This window comes from Shewanella mangrovi, from assembly GCF_000753795.1.
Lineage (GTDB): Bacteria > Pseudomonadota > Gammaproteobacteria > Enterobacterales > Shewanellaceae > Shewanella > Shewanella mangrovi.
In genome coordinates, this window is record NZ_JPEO01000010.1 from 1 (window position 1) to 24,441 (window position 24,441).

Here is a 24,441-nt window from a genome sequence, read left to right on the forward strand (position 1 = left end):
GCGGCTTAACCATACAACCCCGATGGGTTTTACTGAAAATGTTCCAGACATTTTCCAGCACTTCCTCCATCCATGGAGGTCATGGATAACCTTGATAGAATAGAGAAATACTTGATTAGAAGTATGAGAACACAGCTTAACAGAATTTGAAAAGGGGTCGCTTAGCTCAGCTGGGAGAGCACCTCCCTTACAAGGAGGGGGTCACTGGTTCGAACCCAGTAGCGACCACCATTTCAAACGAACTAACTAAAAAAGCAGCTTTCCGAATTATTGTTTTTGCCCAAAAGGCGAGAGCAAACAAGAATTTGTCTGGTGACAATAGCATTGTGGTCCCACCTGATCCCATCCCGAACTCAGAAGTGAAACACAATCGCGCCGATGGTAGTGTGGGGTTTCCCCATGTGAGAGTAGGTCATCGCCAGACGCCTAATTAGAGAAGGCCACCCAAACGGGTGGCCTTTTTGCTTTTCTGAATTTATGTTCATGGGGAAGCCCACTTTTGTGTGTGGCTCCGAGACGTCGGACCGCCCCATGTGATAGAAGGTCATCGCCAGACGCCCAATTAGAGAAGGCCACCCAAGCGGGTGGCCTTTTTGCTGTCAACCTTAAACCACCTCCTATGGAGGTGGTGATCGTTTAGTCGGGGCTATGCCCGTAGGGTGCTCATGCTAGAAACTGCCTTTTGTTTGTTACCAGCAAATAAAGGGAGTAAATAGCATGAGCCGATATGAATCCGCATCGCACGTATTCTATCGTTGTCAGTATCACATCGTGTGGACACCGAAGTACAGATACAAGATATTGAAAGGTCAGGTAGGCAAAGAGCTGTACCGGAGTATTTATGTCTTCTGTAGCATGAAGAAATGTGTAGTAGTTGAGCTTAACGTTCAGATAGACCATGTGCATTTAGTTGTAAGAACGCCGTCAAGTTTAAGCGTCTCGGATTTGATGGGGACGCTGAAAGGGCGAACAGCAATAAGATTATTCAATAAATTCCCATACCTTCGTAAGAAAAAGCTATGGGGAAACCATTTCTGGCAAAGAGGATATTTCGTAGACTCAGTTGGCGCGAATGAAGAAATAATCCGCAGGTATGTGAAGTATCAAGATAAGCAGGCCAAAGAGGACGAAGAACGTCAACAACTCTTAGAGCTATCATGAATAGAAAGGCACCCTTATAGGGTGCCCTAAAGCAAAGCCACCTGCTATGCAGGTGGATTTTTACTTTCTGAGGTTTTATATTAGACGCGGAATTCTTTTACTGAAGACTGTAACTCCTCAGCTAATTGAGCCACCTGATAGCTGGATTTAGCGGTCTTGTCTGCACCTTCGGCTGTATCATCTGACAGCGCTGCGATATGTTCCAGCATTTCTGATACCTGATGGCTGACATCGGTTTGCTCTTGGGCGGCGCCGGCAATCTGTGAACCTGCTTCATGCGCTTGCTGAACTGAGTTGGCTATCGCAACTAAAGCGCTGTCTGCTAATTCAGTTTTACTGACACATGCTTGTGCCTGTTGTTGGCCTTGCTGCATTACTTTGACGGCTTGTTTCGCTCCCTGTTGCAGCACTTCAATCATTTGCTGTATTTCACTTGTTGATTGTTGTGTTCTGGACGCGAGATTGCGCACTTCATCAGCGACCACGGCAAATCCTCGCCCTTGTTCTCCCGCTCTGGCAGCTTCTATCGCCGCATTTAGTGCGAGTAGGTTCGTCTGGTCGGCAATGCCACGAATAACATCCAAAATGCTGCCTATAGCGCCGGTATCGTTGTCTAGCTTATTGATGACATGGCTGGCTTGTACGACTTCTTCAGCCAGTTGCTCGATAGTTTTACGATTTTCATCCGCAATTGCGCGCATTTTGAGGGTTTCTTCGTCGGCTTGACGGATCTGCGCTAAGGCATGGTCGGCGCTGTTTGATACCTGACGAGCACTGGAGTCGAGTTGATTGGTTGCAGTGGCGACTTGATCGACTTGCGACTTTTGTTGTTGGATGCTGCTAAGCGAACGTTTTGTTACCTGAGAGGTTTGCTCTGCCGCGCTTGTCAGTTGATTTGACCGAGTGAGAATACCGGTAATGAGTTGGCGCAGATTATCTATCAGTTTGTTACAGTTTTTGGCGACTTCCGCGAGTTCATCACGACCTGAATCATCTAACCGGTGAGTGAGATCACCCGATGCAACGATATTCAGCGCCTTATTGATACTATTGAGCGCAGTCCGCAGTGGTTTAACTACAGCAATTGAAATCCCAATTGCGACAACAATGGCGATGATGACTAAGCTAAACGTCTGGGTCTGGGCTGCTGCTATTTGATCCAGTGTTTGTTGATTAATTTCCCGAGTGAGATTTTCTATTGCCGCGGAAAGTGCTTTCATCGACGAGACAGTTTCTGCTTTTAATGTGTCGGTTTGTCTGAGTACGTCAGCTGTTTGCTTATTGAGGGCGAGTTGTTGGCGTTTGGCTTCAACAATCGACTCCTGTCCATCTAGCTGTTTAAACAACTGCTCAGTGTCTTCCCTTAACGTACGCAGTTGTTCGGTATCAAGGGTGTTTTGTCCGAGCTCATTAATTTCTGTCAGCTTAGTTCGCGCTTCTTTTACAATAAATTTGAGTTCTTGGGCAATCAGCTCAAAGGTGCCCATTTCATTGCTGGCAACAAGGTCGTACACATTACTGATGGTATTTGTGAGGTTGTTATCGACGGTGTTGGCTATTGCTGCGATTTGTTGTTCTTTTGGGTTATCACTCCCTTCAAGGTCAATCAGATCCAGTAGCAGTGAGCCAGTATCGTCTATTTGTCGTTCCAGCGAGTTGCGACGCTTTATCAGGGCTTCCTGCATTTTCAAGCCGTTCGCTTTATTCTCTATAAGACTTATACCCACAGAAGAAAATGCTTGATAGCGCTGCTGTAGCTGACTGGTCAAGGACAGTACATCTTGCCGTTGCTGGAGCAAACTGGTCAGTTTATTGAGTTGCTCATCAAATAAGCCTTGTTGCTCAGCGAACAGCTTTTCAATGCTATCCATTGCTGAAAGACTGTCATTGTAGTAACCGATAAGCAGGATTCGCTGTTCTTCGGTAAGCGCTTCCGATAAGCGATTAGTAGTGTCTAGTGCTGGAATACTCAGGCTTTGGGTAACTTGAGTCGCTTGTTTAAGCCGCTGATTCGTTAGCCAGTTAACGCTACCTAGCATTAACAGCAACAGGGTAAGAATGGTAAAACCAACAATGACACGGGTTGAAACGTTCAGCTTCATACTCGACTCCGTTTCTATTCATATCTCTCGCCAGAATATTGCGTAGCGAGCCTGAACAAAGTTTAGTACGGAACCGAGTATGCGACGGGGGAATTATTGAAGCGCGTCTTGGGTAACAAACTGATTGGATTCAAGATGCCAGAGGGTCATAAACTCCCCCCAGCAACAGCCCGTATCCAGCGGTAAAATTTCTGGCGAGCGTCCTTGTCCCATCAAGGCAGCCCAATGGCCAAATACTTTGATGGTGCCAGCAGACTGTGCCGGAAATTCATACCAAGGCTTTAGCTCATCGTTGTTGCATTGTGCTGGCGGTAGCTTACAAGCAAAATCCAACTGGCCATCAGCGTAAAGATAGCGCATACGTGTCAGCGCATTTATGCAGTATCTGAGCCGAGGAAAACCGCTGAGTTGAGCATGCCACCCCTCAGGAGTGTTAGTATACATTTTTTGGAGGATTTCTTCGACATAATCTGGTTGCTGTAGTGCGGCAGACACTGCGGCGGCTTCTGTTCGCGCAGTGGCAATATCCCATTGCGGTGGAATACCGGCATGCGTCATCACCACATTATGTTCGGGTAATTCCTGCAGTAGCGGTTGTTGGCGTAGCCAGTGGATAAGCCGATTCGACTCTTTAGAGGCTAACAGTTTACTGAGTTTATCGGAGTTTTTAACGCGTCTAATCCCCGCATGCACACTCAGTAGGTTGAGATCATGATTCCCCAATACGACGCGACCAGCGTTGTCCAACGATTCAAAAAAACGCAAGGTCGCCAGTGAATCAGGGCCGCGTGCGACGAGATCGCCAACGGCCCACAGCACGTCTTTTGATGGGTTAAATGACACCTTGTCTAACAGTAGGCGTAATTCGTTAAAACATCCCTGAATGTCACCAACAAAATAGTTAGCCAAAACAACTCCTAATGAATAATGCCAGGTACAGATAGACGAAATGGCGCAATTATCGCGTGAAACTCGCGGCCACTATCGGTGCGCATTTGATATTTACCTTGCATGACACCGACCGAGGTTTCAAGTACTGTGCCACTGGTATATTGATATGCTTCGTTAGGTTTGATGGTGGGAGTTTCGCCTACCACGCCTTCTCCTTGCACTTCATTAATCTTACCGTTGGCATCTGTGATTAACCAATGGCGGGTCTCCAGTGTGACCGGTTCATCACTTAAATTGATGATGGTGATGGTATAGCTAAACAGGTAGCGATCTTCTTTTGGGGATGATTGGTGATCTAAATACTGAGTTTTGACTTCTATTTTGATAGCACTATCTTCGACAGTCATGTCCCATTCCGTGAACAAAAGGGCCGCTTATCAGCGGCCACATATTTAGTTATTTTTACTCGAGAGTAGGTTAGCGAGCGCTACATATTGCGCCACACTGACCTGTTCAGGCCTTAGGCTAGCATCAATATTGAGGTTACTGAAGTCTTCATCGCTAAACAGGCCTTTAAGGTTATTCCGTAGCGTTTTACGGCGCATGTTAAAGGCGGTTGAGGTAACGTGCTGCAACTGCTTAATGTCATCGCACGGATACGGCGGTTGCTCATAAGGTACTAAACGTACCACTGCTGAATCCACTTTTGGTGGTGGGGTAAAGCTTTCTGGCGGCACTTCCAGCACTGGAATTACTTGGCAGTAATACTGTGCCATAACGGTTAGGCGGCCGTAAGCTTTACTGCCGGGCGAGGCAGAAAGACGTAGCACGACTTCCTTTTGCAGCATGAAGTGCATACTTGCGATGTGCTCGGCATATTCAAACAGATGGAACATCAAGGGTGTGGAGATGTTGTATGGCAAGTTACCGAATACCTTCATCTTCTTGCCCGGTTGCATCAACTGACTAAAGTCAAACTGCAACGCATCACCTTGGTGGATCTCGAGCTTGTCTTTCAGAAATGGGTGTTGTTTTAAGCGCTCAACCAAATCACGGTCAAGTTCCACTACGGTCAGCTTATCAATTGACTCAGCAACAGGCTCTGTCAATGCTGCCAGACCAGGGCCAATTTCCACCATGATGTGGTCATTGTCGGGGGAAATAGCCCCAACAATGCGATTGATAATATTACTGTCAGTTAAAAAGTTCTGACCAAAACGTTTTCTGGCCGTATGGCCGAGATGGACTTTATTACTCATTAAATTTCTGTGTGGCTCAGTTCTTTGAAGCCAACTCAATGGCTTTATTTAAGGCGCAGACGAAGCTACCTAAATCGGCTGTCCCTGTGCCTGCAAGTTCTAGCGCAGTGCCATGGTCAACCGACGTACGAATATAAGGTAAACCTAGTGTGATATTGACCGATTGGCCAAAGCCCATCGATTTTAACACTGGCAGACCTTGGTCGTGATACATCGATAGCACGACGTCAGCATCTTCAAGGTATTTAGGTTGGAATAGCGTGTCTGCCGGCAGTGGACCTATCAGCGTGATACCTTCCGCACGTAACTCATCTAATGCAGGGATCATCACATCGAGTTCTTCACGACCTAAGTGACCATTTTCACCCGCATGTGGGTTGAGGCCGCAGACATAGATTTTTGGGTTTTCGATGGCAAAACGATTGACTAAATCGTGATGCAAAATGCCAATGACCTGATGTAAACGGTCTCGGGTAATGGCTTTTGACACATAGGCTAGCGGGATGTGGGTTGTCATCAGTGCCACTTGCAGCTTCGGACACGCCAGCAACATCACCACATCTTTACATCCGGCTTGATGAGCAAAAAACTCAGTATGGCCAGAGAAGGGGATACCCGCCTGATTGATAATACCTTTGTGTACCGGACCGGTAACAACGGCATCAAATTCGCCTTTGATATTTTTTTCACCAGCATAGCTAAGTGTTTCTACCACATAGCTGCTGTTTTGTTCGTTGAGTACACCACAACGTGATTCTGCCGCCATGCTAAATGGCACAATCGTCAGCGATCCCGCTTCTTGTGGTTTAGCAGGCATAGACGGCTGATACGGTCGCAGCTGTAATCCCAAGCCCAACATTTTGGCGCGAGACTGCAGCAGTGACGGATCGGCACACACAACCAGCTCAACTGGCCAGCTGCGCTGAGCTAGTTGCACAACTAGCTCAGGCCCTATGCCGGCAGGTTCACCGGCGGTAATCGCTATACGTTTGGTACTCAAACTGATTAACCTCTGATCGGCTCTGGATCGAACACTTCAATGTAAGCACTTGCACGCATTTCGTCTAGCCAAGCTTGCAACTCTTCGTTGAATTTTCTTCTGAAGATCAACTGATGAGCTCGGTTGGTATTAAGTTGCTGGGTTGCATCTGTCATGCGGGTATCTTCCAGCTCGATAATGTGCCAACCAAAGGTAGAACGGAATGGCTCGCTAAGCTCGCCGACTTTCATGTTATCCAGTGTGTTTTTAAATGCAGGTACGTAAGCGCTGGTTTCTGACCAACCCAACTCACCGCCTTTAGCGGCTGAACCTTCATCTTCTGAGTATTGGCGGGCTAAATCGGCAAATTTAGCATCGCCACTACGGATTTTCTTAAGAAATTCTTCCAGCATCGCTTTCGCGCGTTCTTCCGATAGAATCGGTGATGGCTTCAGCAGAATATGACGAGCGCGAACTTCTTTGATTTCTTGCGTTTGCAGACCACGAGCATCCATCACTTTGATGATATGGAATCCTGCACCGCTCTTAATTGGGCCAATAATGTCACCTTTTTTGGCGCTATTAACCACTTCGGCAAACAGGGTCGGCATTTCGTTAATGTTCATGTAGTCCCAAATACCGCCTTCCAGCGCTTTCGGACCTGATGATGATGCAATGGCCGTGGTGCGGAAATCTGCACCATCTTTCAGACGGTCGATAACGGTTTCTGCGCGCTTACTTGCCGAGGCCAACTGCTCAGATGTCGCATTTTGCGGTACATCAATCAGAATATGACCAATCTGGAACTCAACATTTTTCAGTCCTTGTTCCTGAATCATTTTCACCAAGTGATCGATCTCTTGTGGCGAAACCTGAATACGACGTTGCACCTGAATGCGTTGGATTTCACCTAAGGTAATATCTTGACGCAGTTGCTCACGGTAGTGGCTAAAGGTTTCACCGTCAGCTTCAACTTTGGCTTGTAGCTGCTGTACCGTCATGTTTTGTTGCTTCGCGATGTTGCTGATGGTTTCATCCAACTGCAAATCACCAATATGCAAACCAATACGGTCGGCTGTTTGCAACTGCAAACGCGTCAAAATCAAACGTTCAATAACTTGAGTGCGCAATGCCTTATCAGAAGGCAGTGATTGATCTTTTTTCTTGGCGTCAGCTTTAACGTCTTCCAGCATATTCTGGACTTCACTTTCCAGAATCACCCCGTTATTAACCTGTACCGCAATTCGATCCAAAGGCTGTGGTTCTGCCGTAACTGCATGGCTCATCGCCAGCGCAAACAATCCGAATATCAGTTTTTTACCAGGTGTCATTCAAAAATCCTTGCCACATTTTTTGTCTGGCGGCAGACATTCCGCTGCCATTGTCGTTCAGTTTTGACTACGAGTTCATTTCGAGGTTCAGCAATCTAACACAAAAGTTGATTAATTCCTCAGATAAAGTGGTTTGCGGTAGCTGAAGATACCATCGTCAAGCATATCGCTAACGCCCAACGGACCAGAACCACCCAGACCTTTAATCACGAAGTTGAGCATAAATGAGGTTTCAAACAACTCGCGGTTATCTAACACTGGGTTGTAGTTATCTTCGTAATTGGTCTTGATGTGGTAGTGATACGCGAGACGTACCGCCCAACAGCAAGACTCGTATTGAAAGCCGGTATAGGTTTCGACTGAGCGGTCTTCATTAAGATCGTAATAGTAGTTACCCACAAAATAGACATTATCGGTCAGTGGCCATGCGGTACGAATACCCGCCTGCGAGATATCGACCTGATCGTTGGTGTTGCGGTTAACCAAATCTGGCACGTAACGATAGCTAAGCTGAACTAGCTTGTTCGGGCCGGGACGATAATCGAGGGTAACCTCGCTCTTTTTATTGTCGTGATATTTAGTGTCGTATTGAATCGCACCGCTGATAAACCAGTCATCGTAAAGATTGATATCGGTTTCTGCCGCCAACACAGAAGTTGACGTGTCTTCCGTCAGTTGGTCTGAGTACAGGCTGACTTGACTATTTTCGAAGTAGGCGATTTGACCCAGACTAAAGCGGAACTGCTCGACGTTGTGTTCATCAAACACACGTGTGGTCAAGCCGAGTGTCAGCTGATTAGCATCGGCTATACGGTCTAAACCAGAGAAGCGGCGGTCACGGAACAAGCCGATGTAGTCTTGCTGTAGCTCGGCAGTGTCGTAAATGCCGATATTGGACTGATCGCGATGCCCTACATACAGATACTGGAATTGTGGTTCCAAGGTCTGACGATACTGCGTATCAAAGAAGTTGGAGAAGCGCTCAAAGTTGATTTGACCGTTAACGCGTACTTCAGGAATAGAGCGACTGACATTGTCATCCAGTAACACGTCTGCACGTTGAACATCGCGTTGAACATAGTAGGTTTGATACAGCTTCACTTCGCTGGTTAATGAACCAGCAGGGCCTTGGAACGGCAACGACACACTTGGCTCAACGTGGAGACGGGTGGCGGTATTGTAGCTATTGCCACGGTGTTCAAAGTTGGTCAGTTCAGAGTACAGATTGAAATCAAACTTGTTCCAAAATCCCGGCGAGCGATAGTTAAAGCTCAACTGCGGCATCACCTGATAAGGGCTGATATCTTCGCCGAGCACTTTAATGTCCTGCACCCGTGCGCTGAAATTCCAAAACTCAGTGAAATAGCTGATATCGCCAACGCGTGACAACTGGTTATCCGTCGAGCGATTCACATCTGAATTAAGGTCGTTGAAGTAGTTGTTATCAGACACATCGATGAAGTTAGCCAGCACACGCCAGTTCTCATCGATTGCGCCCTGATGGCGATAGTTCACCATCCAACGGTCGGCGTGATTCTCCAACATTGAATCATTGCCAAGATATTCGAGGTTCATCTGACCAAATTGTCTATCACCGGCGAGATAACGGAATTCAGTTTTGGTAAATAAGCCACGCGATGACATATAGTCTGGCGTGAAGGTCAGATCATATTCAGGGGCGATATTCCAATAAAAAGGTGCGGCAAATTCAAAGCCGTTAGTAGTGCTGGAGCTGATGCGCGGAAACAGGAAACCTGTCTTACGCTTGCCTGAAATCGGTACTGTCATGTACGGCATGTAAAACACTGGTACATTGCCAATTTCTAACTTGGCATCCCAGATCTCACCCCATTCTTCTTCAGGGTCGATTTTAATACGACGAGCTTTCAGTAACCAAGATTCATCACCGATAGGGCAGGTGGAGAAGTTACTGTCTTTCAACACTAACTTGTTGTCTTTGGTGATTTCCATCTGTTCGGCACTGCCGTGCAGTTGCTGACCATTAAGCCAATATTGCGCGTTATCCAGGGTCGCCACGCGTGAGCCCATTTGCGCATTAAGCGAATTGGCGGTCACCGTGACCACGCCATCTTGGAATACTAACTGGCCATCAGCTTCAAATTTCTGTTTTTGCTGATCCACCACCGCTTGATCTGCGGTAACCTGTCGACCATTTTGGGTAAAGGTTACATTGCCACTAAAGGTTGCTTTATCACCTAAAGTACCATTGGACTGATTAGATTTAATTTTAATCAGCTGGCTCAAATCCTTATTACCCGTTTTGCTTTGCTTTGACAGCGGTGGAACAGGCGGCGTAATGATGCACTGATCAGCGCTATCGGCGTCAGTTTGCGGAGCCGTCGCTGCAACCGTGGTTACAGTAGGCAAAAGGCATAGCGTCACTAAATATCGTTTCAGCATCGTTGGTCTTTTTGCTGGATTCTCATCTGGACTAGTTTAGGTGGGGAAAAGTTGCATTACTGCACGCAACGCAGTTGACAGAAAAACTCTGGCACTGCTGACTGTTTCCTGTATTTTTCCGCCGCTATAATAATGCAATTTTACGCCAAGAGCCACGAGGTTGCTTTGTCAGACTCCAGATTTCTTGCCCTACAGCAATGGCTTGCTGATTTTTTTGGCAATCCAGTAAGATTAACGCTGATTTCTGGCGATGCCAGTTTTCGCCGCTATTTTCGGGTCTCCCACGCCGAACAGCACTACATCGTCGCCGATTCGCCGCCCGATAAAGTGGATAATCGTCCCTTCATTGCCATCGCTACGGCGTATGCAGACGCTGATATTCCTGTACCAAAGATTGTCGCGATAAATGAAACAGCAGGGTTTATTTTGCAGCAGGATCTGGGCGACACCCAGTTATTATCACTGCTGACGCTTGATAACGTGCTGTCGTGGTATCGCAAAGCCTTGGCGTTGTTGCCCAGCATTGCCCAAGTCCGCACATCAGCGCTCGGTAATTTACCCGATTATGACGCATCCTTTGTCGAACGTGAGCTGGCGATATTTCCGCAATGGTTGCTGGAGCATCATTGGCAGCTGTCACTGTCAGCGGCTGAGCAACAACTGCTGGACAAAGTATTTAGCCTCCTCACCGAAAATGCGCTGGCGCAGCCTAAGGTGGGCATGCATCGCGACTTTCACAGTCGTAACCTGATGGTGGTGGGCGATGAACTGACGGTGATCGACTTTCAGGACGCGGTCATTGGCCCGCTGACCTACGATGCGGTGTCGTTGCTGCGTGACTGTTATGTGCGTTGGCCTGATGCCGTTGTCGATGAGTTACGGCAAGCGTTTTATCAGCAGTGCCAGCAACAAGGGAGTATTGACCTATCGGTCACGGTCGATGTGTTTAACCGTTGGTTTGACTTGATGGGCATACAACGGCATATCAAAGCGGCGGGGATTTTTGCGCGTTTGCTGCATCGTGACGGCAAGTCAGGCTATATCAAGGATATTCCGCTGACATTACAGTATATTGTCGACATTAGTCGGCGCTACAGCGAGCTGAGCGAATTTGCCGACTGGGTGGCAACCAAGTTACTGCCACTCGTTGAGAAGGATAAAATGCGTTGAAAGCTATGATTCTTGCCGCCGGGAGAGGTGAACGACTCCGTCCCTTGACCGATACGGTACCGAAACCGCTGGTAAAAGTCGCAGGTAAGCCGCTGATTGAATATCATATTGAGCGCCTTGCCGCCGCGGGGATAGTCGATATTGTCATTAACTGCGCCTGGTTAGCAGAGGTGTTAATGGCACACCTCGGTGACGGCAGTCGCTTTGGGGTTAACTTGCACTACAGCCTAGAGCAAAGTGCATTAGAAACCGGCGGTGGTATTAAAAAAGCGTTACCGCTGCTGGGGGATGCCCCCTTTTTGGTGATTAACGGCGATATTTTTATCGAGCGCTTACCCGAGTTGCCGACCGCGTTGGCAGCAGGCAAACTGGCGCATTTGTGGTTAGTTGCCAATCCGGCCCATCACCCGCAAGGCGACTTTGCGCTGCGGCAGCAACGGCTCAGCAGTGAAGGGACAAATAAGCTGACCTTTGCTGGAATCGGACTTTATGATCCGGCGCTATTTAACGACTGTACCGAGCGCCGTTTTGCGCTGGGTCCTCTGTTAAAAACAGCGATGCAACAGCAACAGATCAGCGGTGAACAATATTCAGGATTTTGGTGTGATGTAGGCACCATCGAGCGTTTGGCCGAAGCCGAAACGTTCGTGATGAAACAACAATAATCGCGGTGGAGAAATACCGCGGACACAGGATAAACGATGCAAATTTGGGGTAAGTTTTTTGGTGGCGTGATCGGCTTTATGTTTGGTCGTATCGCGGGTGCCATACTCGGTATTTGGCTTGGTCATCAATTTGATAAACGCATGTCGGAGGCGCCTCAAGGCATGCAGGAACGCCAAGCGCTGTTTTTTAACACCACCTTCGCCGTGATGGGGCATATGGCCAAAGCGTCTGGCCGCGTCACTGAGAACGATATCCGTATGGCCAATGCCTTGATGGATAATTTGCGTCTCGATGGTGATGCTCGTCGTGAGGCTCAGGCCGCATTTCGCCGCGGCAAAGCCAGCGATTTTGATCTGCAGGCACATCTGCGCAGCTTTCGTGATTTAACTATGGGTCGCCGCGAAGTGCAGATAATGTTCTTGGAAATTCAGATCCAAACTGCCTTATCTGACGGCGATTTACATCCACGCGAATATGCCATCTTGCAAACTATTGCTAACCGCCTTGGCTTCAGCCAAGCGCAATTAGATGCCATGTTAGCGCGCTGGCAGGCGGAAACCCGCTTTCAAGGTGCGGCGAATAATGGACCATCCCTCAGCGATGCCTATCGGGTGTTGGGAGTTGAGGAAAGCACTTCTGATCAAGAACTTAAACGCGCCTATCGCAAGCTGATGGCTGAGAATCATCCCGACAAGCTGGTGGCGAAAGGCTTGCCGCAGGAGATGATGGAAATTGCCAAGCGTAAAGCGCAGGATATACAAGTTGCCTACGACAAGGTGAAGAGTGCTCGCGGCATGCGTTAAGCGCTAGCCATCATCGTGATTGGCCTAAGGAGAAACTGATGAAATCACTAGGTTACGTGTTTTTGTGCAGTATATTGCTGAGTCTCAGCAGCCCCGCCTTGGCCGATGTTTTTGTGGCACCGTTTGCCGGTTACAGTGTCGGCAGTGATGGCATCGATTTGACCCGCTATGACGATGGCGCGGGTAAACAACAAGATTCGGCGCATGCCGGTATTATGCTTGGGCTTAGCCAAGGACGTTACGGCGACGTTTACCTGCTTTACAGTCGCCAGCGTAGCGATTTGTTAGCCGACCAAGGTTATGGTTATGACGCCATTGACCGCATGACGCTGGAATACTGGCATCTTGGTGGCACGCTGTATTTTAGTCAGAGTGATTTACGTCCTTACGTCGGCTCAAGTATCGGGCTAACACGTTTCTCGCCCGATTCTTCAGTCGATGCTACTAACCGCTTTTCTCTCGGTCTCGCTGCGGGCGTGACCTATGCGCTATCCAACAATCTGGCGCTGTTTGCTGAACTTAGAACTTTTGCCACTTTCTTTGGCAATGATAGTGGGTTGTCTTGTGGTCGGGATGATGATTGCCGCTGGTATATCTCCCGTGACACCTTCTGGCAAGGGCAGGCTAATCTCGGTCTGCAATTACGCTTTTAATCATCAATGGAGCAACACCCATGAGTACAAGCTTTAACATTGTGGTGTTAGATGGATTTACCTTAAATCCCGGTGATCTTTCTTGGGAACCACTGCAAGCGTTTGGGGACGTGCAAGTATTCGATCGCACCGCACCTTCAGAAACCTTAGCACGAGCGAAAGATGCGGACATCATCCTTACCAACAAGACGGTGTTAACCGCCGAGTTAATCAAACAACTGCCTAAATTGCGCTACGTCGGCGTCTTGGCCACAGGCTACAATGTGGTCGATCTCGCTGCCGCCTCTGCTGCCGATATCGTGGTCACTAATGTGCCAGGCTATGGCCCTGATGCGGTTGCTCAAATGGTATTTGCCCACCTGCTGCATCACACGCAACAGGTGGCAGCGCATCATCAGGCGGTGGCGAATGGCATGTGGCAAAACAGCATCGATTTCTGTTTTACGCTGTCACCACTCTCCTCATTGGCGGGTAAAACCATGGGGGTTGTCGGTTATGGTGATATCGGCTCAAGAGTGGTCAATATCGCGTTAGCGCTTGGCATGAAAGTGCTGCTAAATACCAGAACCGAGCGCCACGATCTGCCTGTCGGTGTTACCTGGGCACCGCTTGAACAGCTTTATCGTGAGTCAGATGCATTATCACTGCATTGTCCGTTGACCGATGCCAATGCTGGCATGATTAACCGTGATACCTTAGCCTTGATGAAGCCGGGAGCGATTTTGCTTAACACCGCGCGTGGCGGCTTGATTGATGAAGCAGCACTCGCTGAGGCGCTTAATGCTGGTAAAGTGCGCGCTGGCGTGGATGTGTTATCCAGCGAGCCACCTAAACCTGACAATCCGTTATTAACCGCAAACAATATCAGCATCACCCCGCACAATGCGTGGGCGACTACCGAAGCGCGGCAGAATCTGCTCAATATTGCGATCAATAACGTGGCGGCATTCGTGGCAGGCAAGCCGACTAATCAGGTTAATTAAGCACTGCGTTTGCTACCAAAAAGCCCAGCATTTGCTGGGCTTTTGTCTGTGTTAACCTGAGTCGCTTAGAAGCTAACGGTTACTTTACTGGCCGCTTGCAGCGCTTTTGCAACAGCGCTGTCAATGCTGGTATCGCGTGCCAGCGCAACACCTAAACGGCGACGGCCATTGATTTCTGGCTTACCAAATAAGCGCAGTTGAGTGTCTGCTTGAGCCAAGGCATCTGCCAACCCGTCGTAACGGATATTGCTTGAGCTGCCTTCACGCAGGATCACCGCCGAGGCACTTGGGCCGTGCTGGTGGATATTGCTGATGGGCAGCCCCAGAATAGCGCGTACGTGTAGCGCAAATTCAGACAGGTCTTGGCTGATCAGCGTCACCATGCCGGTATCGTGTGGGCGCGGTGACACTTCAGAGAAATATACCTCATCACCTTTGATAAACAGTTCAACGCCGAACAAGCCATAACCACCTAATGCAGTCACAATCTTGCGGCCAATGGTTTGAGCGCGCTCCAGTGCCAACTCGGTCATCGCTTGTGGCTGCCAAGACTCACGATAGTCACCATCTTCCTGACGGTGGCCGATAGGGGCACAGAAATGAATGCCGTTTACGGCGCTAACAGTGAGCAGCGTAATTTCGTAATCAAAATCAACAAAGCCTTCGACGATGACACGGCCTTGACCGGCACGACCGCCTTCCTGCGCATACTGCCATGCTTTGGCAATTTGCGCCGCTTCGCGAATAACGCTTTGGCCTTTGCCTGAAGAGCTCATCACTGGCTTCACCACACATGGCATTCCAATGCGGTTTACCGCATCAGTAAATTCCGCTTCGGTATCGCAGAATTGATAAGGTGAGGTAGGCAGTTCGAGTTCTTCTGCTGCCAAACGACGAATGCCTTCACGATCCATGGTTAAGCGGGTAGCACGCGCGGTTGGCACTACGTGCAGGCCTTCAGCTTCCAGCTCCAGCAAGGTTTGGGTTGCAATCGCTTCAATTTCGGGAATGATCAAATGTGGTTGCTCTTGTTCGATAATCTGGCGCAGTGCTGCACCATCGAGCATATTGATCACATGGAATCTATGGGCCACTTGCATTGCCGGCGCATTGGGATAGCGATCCACACCAATCACTTCCACACCAAGGCGTTGCAGCTCAATTGCCACCTCTTTGCCGAGTTCACCACAACCAAGCAGCATGGCGCGTTTTGCGCCTTCACACAGCGGAGTGCCTAACATCATTCGGGTACCTTTATTTCGTTATAACTGCGCTTTGCGCGCGATGGCGCTAGTGTACTCATTTGTGCTTTGACTTGCTGCGATTCCGATAAAAATGTGATCAAAATCACTTTGTGAAATTCGGAATAATCTGGCCGGTAACGTCGAAAAAATCGCCTTTTGGGGAACGAAGTGCTATATGTTAGCCACAAATACGAGTGATTTTGTTTCTTCTTTTGTCCTTGGTGCCGTTGCAGTTTATGGAACAGTTAGCGTTTTTTGAAATTCCCAGCCCTTGTATTGGCATCTGCCAAACGGATGCCCGTGGCTATTGCAAAGGCTGTATGCGCAGCCGTGAGGAACGCTTTGGTTGGCTCAATCTCAGCAATGCCGAAAAAGAGAACGTCATTCGCTTATGTAAAGACCGTAAACGTCGGCTCGCTTACGCGGCATTTAAGCAAAAGCAGCAGGCCCAACAAGCGGCGACTACAGTGCTTAGCCAGCAGAATCAGCAGTTGGATTTTGATGCTGATAGCAGCGCTGATATTGATTTGAGCGATTTTTCACTCGATTAAGTCGATGATTGCTGTGCCGTTGGCGGTAGCGGCAACTGCAAGGTAAAACAGGTGTGTCCCGGTTCACTGTTAAGTAACACCGCCCCCTCATGACGCTGCATAATGCGGCTGATAATCGCCAATCCTAATCCAAAGCCCTTATTGGCGTTGCGCTCGCTGTCACTGCGTACAAACGGGGTAAAAATCTTCTGCTGATCTGCCTTCGATATCCCTTCACCATCGTCATGTACGGCAATTAATACGTCGGTGTTCGACATCGTTAACTGCACCACAATATGGTGATTGGCAAAGCGCTGTGCATTGGTCAGCAAGTTTTGCAACGCGCGTTCAATTAAACTGCTTTCCGCAAGATAAGATACTGTGGTTTCGTTGGTTTCAAACGCAATCGGGATTGAATTGAGCGGTTGCACCCGTTCAATCACTTGCCGACACAAGCGTACTAAGTCGCAAGGTTCTGCGTTATGACCGGTTTTGGCAGACTCTAAACTGGCGTAGGTCAGCATCTCTTGCAGCAGCGATTCCATCTCCTGCACATCTTGTTGCATGCCTTCCAGAAACTGTTGCTGTGCCGCATTGTTATCGGCCACATCGAAATAGCGCGGGATCAGTGCTAGTGCGAACTTCAAGCGTGCCAGCGGCGTTCTGATTTCGTGCGATACCGCATTGGAGAGGTGGCGTTGGTTATCAATCAGCGCACTGATATGGCGCGCCATTTCGTTAAAGGTTGTCGCCAGCGAAGTAACTTGCGAACGCGGGGAAAGCTGGATCCGCGTATCCCACTTTGCTTTGCCAAAGGCTTGTGTGGCTTGGCGTAACACCTTTAAATCGCGGGATAACGGCCACACCCATAACAGCGCGACACCTGCCAGCGACAGATAAAACAGCAAGGTAAACAGACTGCGTAGGCCAGCGCGAGGGTCGGCTTCTAATGGGCCAATGACCAACACCTGCTGGTCGATGCGCAAAAACTGCATCAGTTGATGGCCGTTCAGTTGGGTGGTGAAAATCTTATTCGGGGTGAGCGATTGCTGATCATCCAGCGCTATCTGATCGGCATCGAGTAGCTGAATCGGATAGCGGCTTCCCTGGTTAGCATTGCGCAGTAGCTGCTGACGCTCAGGCTTGCCTAATGGCTTGAGCATGGCCGCCAAGGCGTGCAGCGGCTCGTCGACCGTATTGTCGACGCCGCTTTGTTGCCATAAGGTATCGAGTGTCCAACCCAGTCCCAAAAAGCTAATCACAATTAACAGATAGAGACTGATAAACAGGCGCTTCAACGACGACTCCGCTTAGTGATTCCAAGCTTCCGGTGCAAACAGGTAACCTTGTCCCCACACAGTTTTGATGCGGAACGGTGTTTCGATATTGTCGCCGAGTTTTTTACGCAGACGCGAAATGCGCACATCAATCTTACGGTCACGGCCATCGAAATCGATGTTGAGCAAGCATTGATAGATATACTGACGGCTCAGCACTTGCCCAGCCTGAGAGGCGAGCAACCACAGCAACTCAAACTCGTGGGCGGTCAGATCGACAGAGGAATCCGCCAGACGGATCATCTGCGTTTGCGGGTCGATATTCAGCTTACCAAAACTCAGCCCGTGGCCTTCTTCAACGACAGGCTTGCTGTGGCGTCGTAGCAAGTTATTGATTCGGGCAACCAGCAAACCGGGATCGACCGGCTTAACCACATAATCATCCGCGCCCAGTTCAAAGCCACGGATTTGATCTTCATTCGAGCCCATAGCACTCATAAGTAACACCGGGCCGGAGAAATAATCCGCTAGGCGTTCACATAAGGTCATGCCATCCATGCCGGGCAGCATGATGTCGAGCAAAATAATATCGGGCTTGTAATTGAGCAACTTGGTGATAACCGTATCACCGCGACGTTCGACCTCAACATGCATGTTGTGCGCTTTCAGATAGTCGACAATTAAATTGGCCAGACGTACGTCATCTTCAACTAATAACACTCGATGAGTGGTGGAAGTATTCATCAGAACAAACTCCAAGGATTACGATATCGACGCCTAAGCGGCTGTTTAGCCACTAGAGTGGTTTTAAAATCGATGCCAGCCAGCAGTTGTCCGCTGGCTTTGTCTTTTAGTACGAAATGCACATCGGTGTCGGTATCAAGCGTAAACGTATGACTCTGTTGCTCAGTGCTGCTGGCGCACCAAGCGTGAAAAGAATCTGAGTCTGCTTCAATACACACCACACCGCTGACATTTTCCCAATGAATTGCCACTTCCGTTCGACAGCGCTCGTCGTCTGACTTGATGATGCACAACTGCGGCGTAATGCTGACATGCGGTAACCCTTCGGCAGCCATCTCATTTTCAGCATTAGCGAACACCTTGCTGGTAATGGAAAGTAATAGCAGCAAAGAAAGAGCGAACCGCTGATATCTAGTAACGTTCGAGTTCATCAGAACCTATATGCTGCACCAACAAAGTAAGACACCACATGATCGGTATCCACCAGAGGACTATCCACAATAACGCTAGCTAAGCGAAGGTATTTCACGCCGCTGATCAACTGCCAAGCCTCGGCAAATTGATAACGGCAGGTAAGTTCGACGCCGGTATTGATCCCTGAGCTGGCATGATAAGCCCGGCTCCAGTAATCGCTTTCACTGGGTCTGACACTGAAGTAGTAATCCACAATCTGTTGGCTCTTCCACTCGGCAAATAGCGAAGTTTCTAACACCATATGTTGCAGCTGTTGGCGCAGAATCCATTTTGCTTTGGCTTCTGTCCCGTTGTGGACACCGTATAAATCATGTGCCAGCGCCAGATTGAGTATACCGAGCTGAGTGTAAAAGAACGTTTCGACTCCGCCAAGAAGCGTAAAATGGCGTTTTTTAAGTTTATGAAAATGATGTGGCGGCGGTTTATTGCCGTTTAATTCCGGAAACTCTTGTGCTTCATTGGTGATGGGGAGTGGCTCTCCGGCGCGATCAGGGTTGCTGCTGAACAGGAAAATATTGCCCGGATCCCAATCGTAAAAATAGCCCTGTTCTGAGCCATAGCTGGTGACCAAATTTACACTTGTTTGCGCTGACTCATAAACGGTGTAACCAAGATTGCCGTTATCAAAAAAGAAGCGTTCGCCGTAATAGGCAATACTCGGCATTAAGACGCTAGAGCGATTATTGTAATTGCGCAGCGGATTGGATTTATAGCCGTAACCGAGTGAGGCGCCAATTTCCCATTGGCCTACCGGAATACATTCTTTATCGTGGCATTCGCCTTCTGCCACAGAGTAAAACGGCAACAGTAGTGCCAAATAGCATAGCCAACGCATAGGATTGATTCTTCTCACTGAGCCCGACACAAATCGCAAAATTCAGGCTCATGTTAGCATTGCTCAAATGGTGCCAACATCAGCAAAAGCCCATCTGTATCAATTTGATACATTTGCTGAAGCTTGGTTCTGCCGATGTTACAGCGTGGGTCTGTGATTAACTCGGTTGCGGTTGTGGCGAGAGTGTTAACCGCAGTTGCTCAAAAAAAAGCACCACACGGTTACGTCCTTCGGTTTTCGCGCTATACATGGCTTGGTCGGTATCGTGCATCAAGCCTTCCAGCGCATAGCCCGACAGCTGCGTTTCTGAAATGCCAAAACTGGCGGTAATCGTATGATTATCGCCGAGTGCCGCATCAGAAATAGCTTCAAAGCACGCCCTTAAACGCTCGGCCACATCCAGCGCCTGCTGCTGTGAAGTGTTGGGTAAGATAATGCAAAACTCTTCACCGCCAATGCGGCCAATAATATCCTGCGGGCGGCAATGTTGTTTGGCGACTGCCGCAACCTGTTTCAACGCAATATCACCAGCGCTATGGCCTTGGCTATCGTTCAGCTGTTTAAAGTTATCCAAATCAAACATGATACAGCTAACGGTTTGCTGCTGACTGCCAGCTTGTTTTAACAACTTATCTGCTAGTGCAGTGAAATGGCGGCGATTAAATACATCGGTTAGACCATCGCGTTCCGCTAACAGGCGTAAACGCCGTTGCGAACGTCTTGCTTGCATGATGCCGACCAACAGCATGGCACTGACACAAAAGAGCGCTATCAGCATGTCGCGCCGTGCGCGGCTTTCGTTTTCTGTCAGTTGTTGCTGTAGCGTCAGTAACTTGTTTTGTTTGTCGAGCAGCTCAATGCGGTTTTGTTGCTCAATACTTTGGTGCTGGGCAATCTGAAATGCGAGGTTTTTGGCCTTTATGTCATCGAGATAGGCTTTGTCTGCCTCTGCGTACTTTTTATATGCTTCCAGCGCAGAGGAAGTGCCATTTTGGTGTAAGTAATATTCATATAGTGCTTTGTAGACGCGAACAAATGGTTGATAACTTTTGGGTTGATCTAATGTGGCTAATGCTTTGTCAGCATAATTCTTAACCTCAGACCATCGCTGCAGGGTTACAGCTACTTTGGCAATCAATGAATAGTAAAGTCCCATTAATGGAGCATAGCGAGTGTTTTCAATTGTAGACAACTGTTGTTGTAGTGACGTCATTGCTGCATTAAATTGCCTCTCTTTGATTAGACTCCGTATTTTGAAGCTGTCAATCAACCCTACCATCACCATTTCACCCGCTTGCTGACAAATTTCTCTATTGTGAGCAAACAAGTCACTGTCAGACGTCACTGTTGATAATCCGAATGAGGCTTCAACTTCTAGTTGTGCAGCTGCACATTGGCTACGTGGTGAACTACTAAGACTTTTATACTGTTGGGTGTAATCCATACCTAATTGGTACTGACCAAGACTATTATAAAAAATCGCTGCGATACCAATAATTTGCTCTTTTACATTTTGATCGTTAATAGTGTTGAGTTGGCTTAGCAAAACACTTAATTGACTGAGCCCATCTTGCCAATTTTGAACAAAAGAGTAGATGTTAACCAACGATGTTCTCGCCCTAATCTCTATAACTTTAGGTGGAGTGTCATCAATGAGATTTTTATAACCATTAACTGCTTCTTGAAATTGACCATGAAGTGCTTTCAGGTAAAAACTCAAAAAAAGATAAAATGCTTTTTCTTCTGCAGAAAACTCATCTTTATGTGGTGCCAGCTGATCCAACTCCTGAGAAAATTGGCTGATATTACTGGTGCGGATGGCGTCGGCATGCTCCAACGCTTGTTGATACTCGCCTGCATTTGCAAATGGAATAGCCATAAGCGTGGAGTAAACCACGCTTATTAAACCAAAATAGAATTTAAGCGACTTTAATCGACGCATCTTTTTCAGCATCTTCATCTTCTTCAGGTTTCTCGCCTGGCTGAGGTTCATCTTCTGCTGGGAGCATCATACAGACAATTTCTGTTCTGATGTTTAGCTTTCCGGCTAGAGTCGTAGTTTCTTTATTTAATAACGCCGTAATTTGCTCTTCAGTCAAGCTTGCGGCTTGTGCGGCTTGAACGAGAGCTTGTGGGTCTTGCAAAGTAATGTCTGAACCCAGTTTGGCTACAAAGTTAATTAGCGCATTTGTCATATTATTTTCCTCGTTGATTGAATGGTATTACATTGTTGTCTTGCTTAGAAATATTTGTGGCTTGCTGTTGTAAGAATTTTAAGCGCTGTCGCATGTGGGTATTGGGCACGAGTGATTTTTCTGGTGGAATCACGAGCGTGGTATGCTGGTGAAATTCCGCTTGGAGTATGCCCTTCAGCGGTAACTGTTCCATTCTTGGTTGCATCAATGGCATGGTGGCAGCTTCGTAGAGCCAGCAGTCATGCTCGAGCGAATAATCTTCTGCCAGTAGTTCTAGCAGCAAGCGGCGTTCGGCAACACCGGTGGTGCTAATGCCCATACTGAGATCGCCCGCTACACCAATCTGCCACAACACCAGCATGGCGCTCGTGTCGATGCGGCGTTGATACAGCATAAATTGGCTGGCTTCATAGTGTTGGCAACCTTGCTTACCGGGGTCCATGCCTAGGTCGGCGTAGAGACAAGCTTCCGCGGAGATGCCCGGCACCATACTGGCGTCAACCCCCAAGGCTTTTACCTGCTCAATCGCTTGATGTGCTGGTTTAACAAATACACCGGGATGACCATAAAATGCCGCTACCACCTTTTTGTTTTGTTTTACAGCTTCAACAATCGTTTGCACCATCTCTTTATAGGTTTGATGGCGCGGTTTGTCTTTGCCGTAGAGCGGCTGCAAGCTATGGACATTGGGATTAAGCTGTTCGAGCCATTTTTCCACAAAGCCATCAGACATGGCGCTAAATACAATGTCTGCATGTTCAATATGGCTGCGACTGATAGGACAGATATGTGCGCCTAACATCATACCAACGCCAACACAGGTTAAAGAGCCTGTAGTCATTTTTGCTCCCAAGTGTTAGGAAATTTTATAAATCCTTCCAGTTTCACTTTCTGCCCCGTTGTATGTATCTCTTCAATAGGCTGAAAATCATGGAACCCTGCGTTTTCTGCGAGTTTTGCTGCTGCGAAATTGTTTGCTTCAAATCTAGCAACCACTTGTTGCAACTGAAGTTCATCGCGGCAGTAGTCAACTAGACAACGTAAGACTTCAAAACCAACTCTTTTATTTTGCGCGTGTGGCAGCAATATCATTCCCGGCTCAGCTTCTTCGTCCGCGATGATGGCCGATAATCCAGCAACCCCCAATTGTTGGAGGCCTTCTTCTATCACCCAAAAATAAAATTTAGGCGTTGGAGCTAGCATCGCTTTTAAGCTGGCACGAAATGCTCTCTCTGCTCGTTGCTCATCCATCACATCACCGATATGGCGCATCAAACCTTCATCACGATAGAGGCTCTGAAACAGCGCCGCATCGTGTTCAGCTAGCGGCCTTAAGGTAAAGCGTTCTGTTTGCAGTTGCATGACTAACGACTCCTTGGCTTTGCAAAACGCACCACGCCGTTAGCGGTTTCATCCCGTTCAAACACCACGTAGTAAGCGCTTAGCAGCGGTAGACCGATAATCGATTGGGGTGGCCAGTCAGGCAGTTGTCCCATCAGCTTAAATACCGCTTTGCCAAAGGCTGGACTGTTGAGCTGCCAATAATGACGGGCGGGACAGCTAAGCGTCGTTTGCTGGCCGCCGGAGCCTGCAAAGTGAAATTCAATATTTGGCCAGTCATCTAGGTTGAGTTGATTGGCGTCGATACCTTGCAGTTGTGCGGCTGCAACTTTGCTTAAATCGCCACAAAATGGCGCGATCAGTTGTGCCGCGTTAGCAACCGCTTGGGACAGTTGTTGGGTGATTTGGCTAAAGGCATCGGCAGGAAGCGACAGCAAGGACGCCCCCGTATCAATGAGCGCGTTACTTGACCCCTTAGGGATCAAATGAGAGTCGATAGCGGGCAGGGTAATTGCGGGATAACCGGCGACATTGATCGCTTTTAGGTCAACATTGTAATAGCGGTCATGCAGTACGCTGAGTTCGGTAAATTCACCTTGGTAATGTTGCGTCTGCTCGTCGCCAGCGCCCAGCAACAGCCAGCCCTGATTGAGCGGATCATGGCTCGGATGAGCATATTGCGGATCAATATGGATGCTGGAGCGTTGGCAAACAAAACTAAAGCGATTGGCACAGATGCCTTGTTGTTCGAGTAAGTCAAAACAAGAGGGCAGATCCGTTTCACTGGCGTTAGCCTGTAGTTGCTTAAATTCGGCTAAGGCATTACTGGCATTCTGTTGATTCAGTTGCGTAAAAGGCCAGGGAAACGTATGTGGCGGCGTGACACCCTGAGTGGCCAAATACTGACTGAAATCGTAACTGCGATTTAATGGTGCGTAAGCGAGCCCGAAAATGCCGTCGGCTTCCAAGAAGGTATCGCCCAATTCATCATGTACCAGTGCCAGCGGCACCTTGTCTAATTTGGCCGATGCCAGTTCAATCTGAGTGTGAATTACTGGCCCCAGCCAACCACCCAAACCATAGCGGATCTCTTGCGCTAGTGTCGTCGGTTGCAAGTGCTGGTCCTGTTCGGGTAAATATTTGCAGTGGTGTACAGCAAGCGTGGTAGAACCTGAGTCGACAACTAAACGTACTTCGCGCTGTTCGCTGCCAATACGTATTGCTGCGGTATAACCGCCTTGAGCCAAGGTGTTGAGGAGAGGGATTTTAACAATCTGTGGTGTTGGCTCGGCCTTCATGTTTGCGCTAATTAATGAAAAACTTTACCGATATTATGAGCTTAAGCGGGTAAATACAATGTTAAAAATAATGTAACAATCACG

At 48.3% G+C, this 24,441-nt stretch carries 24 protein-coding genes, 1 tRNA gene and 1 rRNA gene; 9 read left to right on the top strand and 17 right to left on the bottom strand.

Going from position 1 to position 24,441, the window contains the following annotated elements:
- Positions 1–155 precede the first annotated feature (155 nt).
- The 3 genes from HR45_RS12505 to tnpA all read left to right on the top strand — a co-directional run bounded on the left by HR45_RS12505 (position 156) and on the right by tnpA (position 1,161).
- Positions 156–231 (top strand) — tRNA-Val (locus HR45_RS12505).
- Between the two features lie 77 nt (positions 232–308).
- Positions 309–424, top strand: a 5S ribosomal RNA gene (gene rrf / locus HR45_RS12510).
- Between the two features lie 293 nt (positions 425–717).
- Positions 718–1,161 carry an IS200/IS605 family transposase gene (tnpA, locus tag HR45_RS12515; RefSeq protein WP_037443423.1) on the top strand — a complete coding sequence of 148 codons (444 nt, stop codon included), beginning with the start codon at positions 718–720 and terminating at the stop codon, positions 1,159–1,161.
- Positions 1,162–1,241: 80 nt separating this feature from the next.
- Here tnpA and HR45_RS12520 read toward each other — a convergent pair whose 3' ends face one another.
- The 7 genes from HR45_RS12520 to lptD form a co-directional block, all read right to left on the bottom strand.
- Positions 1,242–3,263 carry a methyl-accepting chemotaxis protein gene (locus tag HR45_RS12520; protein WP_037443425.1) on the bottom strand — a complete coding sequence of 674 codons (2,022 nt, stop codon included), beginning with the start codon at positions 3,261–3,263 and terminating at the stop codon, positions 1,242–1,244.
- Between the two features lie 93 nt (positions 3,264–3,356).
- Positions 3,357–4,172: a symmetrical bis(5'-nucleosyl)-tetraphosphatase gene (locus HR45_RS12525; RefSeq protein WP_037443427.1), complete on the bottom strand. Its 816-nt coding sequence runs from the start codon at positions 4,170–4,172 to the stop codon at positions 3,357–3,359.
- A gap of 8 nt (positions 4,173–4,180) precedes the next feature.
- On the bottom strand, positions 4,181–4,561 hold the full coding sequence (gene apaG / locus HR45_RS12530) for a Co2+/Mg2+ efflux protein ApaG (protein WP_037443429.1): 381 nt from the start codon (positions 4,559–4,561) through the stop codon (positions 4,181–4,183).
- Between the two features lie 45 nt (positions 4,562–4,606).
- The gene (rsmA, locus tag HR45_RS12535; protein WP_037443431.1) at positions 4,607–5,413 is read right to left on the bottom strand and encodes a 16S rRNA (adenine(1518)-N(6)/adenine(1519)-N(6))-dimethyltransferase RsmA; all 807 of its coding nucleotides are present in this window, start codon (positions 5,411–5,413) and stop codon (positions 4,607–4,609) included.
- Between the two features lie 16 nt (positions 5,414–5,429).
- Complete coding sequence (gene pdxA, locus HR45_RS12540) at positions 5,430–6,413, bottom strand: 4-hydroxythreonine-4-phosphate dehydrogenase PdxA (RefSeq protein ID WP_037443433.1); 984 nt, start codon at positions 6,411–6,413, stop codon at positions 5,430–5,432.
- A gap of 5 nt (positions 6,414–6,418) precedes the next feature.
- Positions 6,419–7,723, bottom strand: coding sequence for a peptidylprolyl isomerase SurA (gene surA / locus HR45_RS12545; RefSeq protein ID WP_037443435.1), 1,305 nt, complete (start codon positions 7,721–7,723; stop codon positions 6,419–6,421).
- A gap of 111 nt (positions 7,724–7,834) precedes the next feature.
- Complete coding sequence (gene lptD / locus HR45_RS12550) at positions 7,835–10,144, bottom strand: LPS assembly protein LptD (protein ID WP_037443437.1); 2,310 nt, start codon at positions 10,142–10,144, stop codon at positions 7,835–7,837.
- 132 nt (positions 10,145–10,276) lie between these two features.
- On the opposite strand from lptD, the gene HR45_RS12555 reads away from it, so the two are divergent.
- The 5 genes from HR45_RS12555 to HR45_RS12575 are packed head-to-tail and all read left to right on the top strand — an operon-like array spanning position 10,277 to position 14,419.
- Entirely contained in the window at positions 10,277–11,314 is a 1,038-nt protein-coding gene (locus HR45_RS12555) for an aminoglycoside phosphotransferase family protein (RefSeq protein ID WP_037443439.1), read from the top strand.
- Positions 11,311–11,979 (top strand): N-acetylmuramate alpha-1-phosphate uridylyltransferase MurU, encoded by a 669-nt coding sequence (gene murU / locus HR45_RS12560; RefSeq protein WP_037443441.1) that lies wholly within the window; start codon positions 11,311–11,313, stop codon positions 11,977–11,979. The genes HR45_RS12555 and murU overlap by 4 nt, the downstream gene beginning before the upstream one ends.
- 36 nt (positions 11,980–12,015) lie before the next feature.
- Complete coding sequence (gene djlA / locus HR45_RS12565) at positions 12,016–12,783, top strand: co-chaperone DjlA (RefSeq protein ID WP_037443443.1); 768 nt, start codon at positions 12,016–12,018, stop codon at positions 12,781–12,783.
- Between the two features lie 38 nt (positions 12,784–12,821).
- Entirely contained in the window at positions 12,822–13,436 is a 615-nt protein-coding gene (locus HR45_RS12570) for an outer membrane beta-barrel protein (protein WP_037443445.1), read from the top strand.
- Between the two features lie 20 nt (positions 13,437–13,456).
- Positions 13,457–14,419: a D-2-hydroxyacid dehydrogenase gene (locus HR45_RS12575; RefSeq protein ID WP_037443447.1), complete on the top strand. Its 963-nt coding sequence runs from the start codon at positions 13,457–13,459 to the stop codon at positions 14,417–14,419.
- Between the two features lie 65 nt (positions 14,420–14,484).
- Here HR45_RS12575 and purT read toward each other — a convergent pair whose 3' ends face one another.
- Positions 14,485–15,660 (bottom strand): formate-dependent phosphoribosylglycinamide formyltransferase, encoded by a 1,176-nt coding sequence (purT, locus tag HR45_RS12580; protein ID WP_037443673.1) that lies wholly within the window; start codon positions 15,658–15,660, stop codon positions 14,485–14,487.
- A 239-nt stretch (positions 15,661–15,899) separates the two neighbouring features.
- On the opposite strand from purT, the gene HR45_RS12585 reads away from it, so the two are divergent.
- Entirely contained in the window at positions 15,900–16,214 is a 315-nt protein-coding gene (locus HR45_RS12585; protein WP_037443449.1) for a DUF1289 domain-containing protein, read from the top strand.
- On the opposite strand, the gene HR45_RS12590 is transcribed toward HR45_RS12585, so the two are convergent.
- From HR45_RS12590 to HR45_RS12630, 9 genes are all read right to left on the bottom strand, one after another.
- On the bottom strand, positions 16,211–17,491 hold the full coding sequence (locus HR45_RS12590) for an ATP-binding protein (protein WP_037443450.1): 1,281 nt from the start codon (positions 17,489–17,491) through the stop codon (positions 16,211–16,213). The genes HR45_RS12585 and HR45_RS12590 overlap by 4 nt on opposite strands.
- A 12-nt stretch (positions 17,492–17,503) precedes the next feature.
- Positions 17,504–18,214, bottom strand: coding sequence for a response regulator (locus HR45_RS12595; protein ID WP_156104071.1), 711 nt, complete (start codon positions 18,212–18,214; stop codon positions 17,504–17,506).
- Entirely contained in the window at positions 18,214–18,603 is a 390-nt protein-coding gene (locus HR45_RS12600) for a DUF3019 domain-containing protein (protein WP_162180654.1), read from the bottom strand. Before HR45_RS12600 ends, HR45_RS12595 begins: the two co-directional genes overlap by 1 nt.
- Before the next feature lie 41 nt (positions 18,604–18,644).
- Complete coding sequence (locus tag HR45_RS12605) at positions 18,645–19,523, bottom strand: MipA/OmpV family protein (RefSeq protein WP_037443453.1); 879 nt, start codon at positions 19,521–19,523, stop codon at positions 18,645–18,647.
- A gap of 157 nt (positions 19,524–19,680) precedes the next feature.
- The gene (locus HR45_RS19080) at positions 19,681–21,402 is read right to left on the bottom strand and encodes a GGDEF domain-containing protein (protein ID WP_052074715.1); all 1,722 of its coding nucleotides are present in this window, start codon (positions 21,400–21,402) and stop codon (positions 19,681–19,683) included.
- Between the two features lie 40 nt (positions 21,403–21,442).
- Positions 21,443–21,718 (bottom strand): hypothetical protein, encoded by a 276-nt coding sequence (locus tag HR45_RS12615; protein WP_037443455.1) that lies wholly within the window; start codon positions 21,716–21,718, stop codon positions 21,443–21,445.
- A 1-nt stretch (position 21,719) separates the two neighbouring features.
- Positions 21,720–22,559 carry an SAM-dependent methyltransferase gene (locus HR45_RS12620; protein ID WP_037443456.1) on the bottom strand — a complete coding sequence of 280 codons (840 nt, stop codon included), beginning with the start codon at positions 22,557–22,559 and terminating at the stop codon, positions 21,720–21,722.
- A complete protein-coding gene (locus HR45_RS12625; RefSeq protein WP_037443457.1) occupies positions 22,556–23,080 on the bottom strand; it encodes a GNAT family N-acetyltransferase in 525 nt (174 codons plus the stop codon). The genes HR45_RS12620 and HR45_RS12625 overlap by 4 nt, the downstream gene beginning before the upstream one ends.
- A 2-nt stretch (positions 23,081–23,082) precedes the next feature.
- Positions 23,083–24,357 (bottom strand): pepsin-like aspartic protease, encoded by a 1,275-nt coding sequence (locus tag HR45_RS12630; protein WP_037443458.1) that lies wholly within the window; start codon positions 24,355–24,357, stop codon positions 23,083–23,085.
- Between the last annotated feature and the right edge of the window lie 84 nt (positions 24,358–24,441).

What these genes read in the sequence shown, in the direction of transcription:
- tnpA (WP_037443423.1), top strand. Translation starts at nt 718, where the DNA reads ATGAGCCGATATGAATCCGCATCGCACGTATTCTATCGTTGTCAGTAT.
- HR45_RS12520 (WP_037443425.1), bottom strand. Translation starts at nt 3,263, where the DNA reads ATGAAGCTGAACGTTTCAACCCGTGTCATTGTTGGTTTTACCATTCTT.
- apaG (WP_037443429.1), bottom strand. Translation starts at nt 4,561, where the DNA reads ATGACTGTCGAAGATAGTGCTATCAAAATAGAAGTCAAAACTCAGTAT.
- rsmA (WP_037443431.1), bottom strand. Translation starts at nt 5,413, where the DNA reads ATGAGTAATAAAGTCCATCTCGGCCATACGGCCAGAAAACGTTTTGGT.
- surA (WP_037443435.1), bottom strand. Translation starts at nt 7,723, where the DNA reads ATGACACCTGGTAAAAAACTGATATTCGGATTGTTTGCGCTGGCGATG.
- lptD (WP_037443437.1), bottom strand. Translation starts at nt 10,144, where the DNA reads ATGCTGAAACGATATTTAGTGACGCTATGCCTTTTGCCTACTGTAACC.
- HR45_RS12555 (WP_037443439.1), top strand. Translation starts at nt 10,277, where the DNA reads ATGCAATTTTACGCCAAGAGCCACGAGGTTGCTTTGTCAGACTCCAGA.
- djlA (WP_037443443.1), top strand. Translation starts at nt 12,016, where the DNA reads ATGCAAATTTGGGGTAAGTTTTTTGGTGGCGTGATCGGCTTTATGTTT.
- HR45_RS12570 (WP_037443445.1), top strand. Translation starts at nt 12,822, where the DNA reads ATGAAATCACTAGGTTACGTGTTTTTGTGCAGTATATTGCTGAGTCTC.
- HR45_RS12575 (WP_037443447.1), top strand. Translation starts at nt 13,457, where the DNA reads ATGAGTACAAGCTTTAACATTGTGGTGTTAGATGGATTTACCTTAAAT.
- purT (WP_037443673.1), bottom strand. Translation starts at nt 15,660, where the DNA reads ATGTTAGGCACTCCGCTGTGTGAAGGCGCAAAACGCGCCATGCTGCTT.
- HR45_RS12585 (WP_037443449.1), top strand. Translation starts at nt 15,900, where the DNA reads ATGGAACAGTTAGCGTTTTTTGAAATTCCCAGCCCTTGTATTGGCATC.
- HR45_RS12595 (WP_156104071.1), bottom strand. Translation starts at nt 18,214, where the DNA reads ATGAATACTTCCACCACTCATCGAGTGTTATTAGTTGAAGATGACGTA.
- HR45_RS12605 (WP_037443453.1), bottom strand. Translation starts at nt 19,523, where the DNA reads ATGCGTTGGCTATGCTATTTGGCACTACTGTTGCCGTTTTACTCTGTG.
- HR45_RS19080 (WP_052074715.1), bottom strand. Translation starts at nt 21,402, where the DNA reads ATGGCTATTCCATTTGCAAATGCAGGCGAGTATCAACAAGCGTTGGAG.
- HR45_RS12615 (WP_037443455.1), bottom strand. Translation starts at nt 21,718, where the DNA reads ATGACAAATGCGCTAATTAACTTTGTAGCCAAACTGGGTTCAGACATT.
- HR45_RS12620 (WP_037443456.1), bottom strand. Translation starts at nt 22,559, where the DNA reads ATGACTACAGGCTCTTTAACCTGTGTTGGCGTTGGTATGATGTTAGGC.
- HR45_RS12625 (WP_037443457.1), bottom strand. Translation starts at nt 23,080, where the DNA reads ATGCAACTGCAAACAGAACGCTTTACCTTAAGGCCGCTAGCTGAACAC.
- HR45_RS12630 (WP_037443458.1), bottom strand. Translation starts at nt 24,357, where the DNA reads ATGAAGGCCGAGCCAACACCACAGATTGTTAAAATCCCTCTCCTCAAC.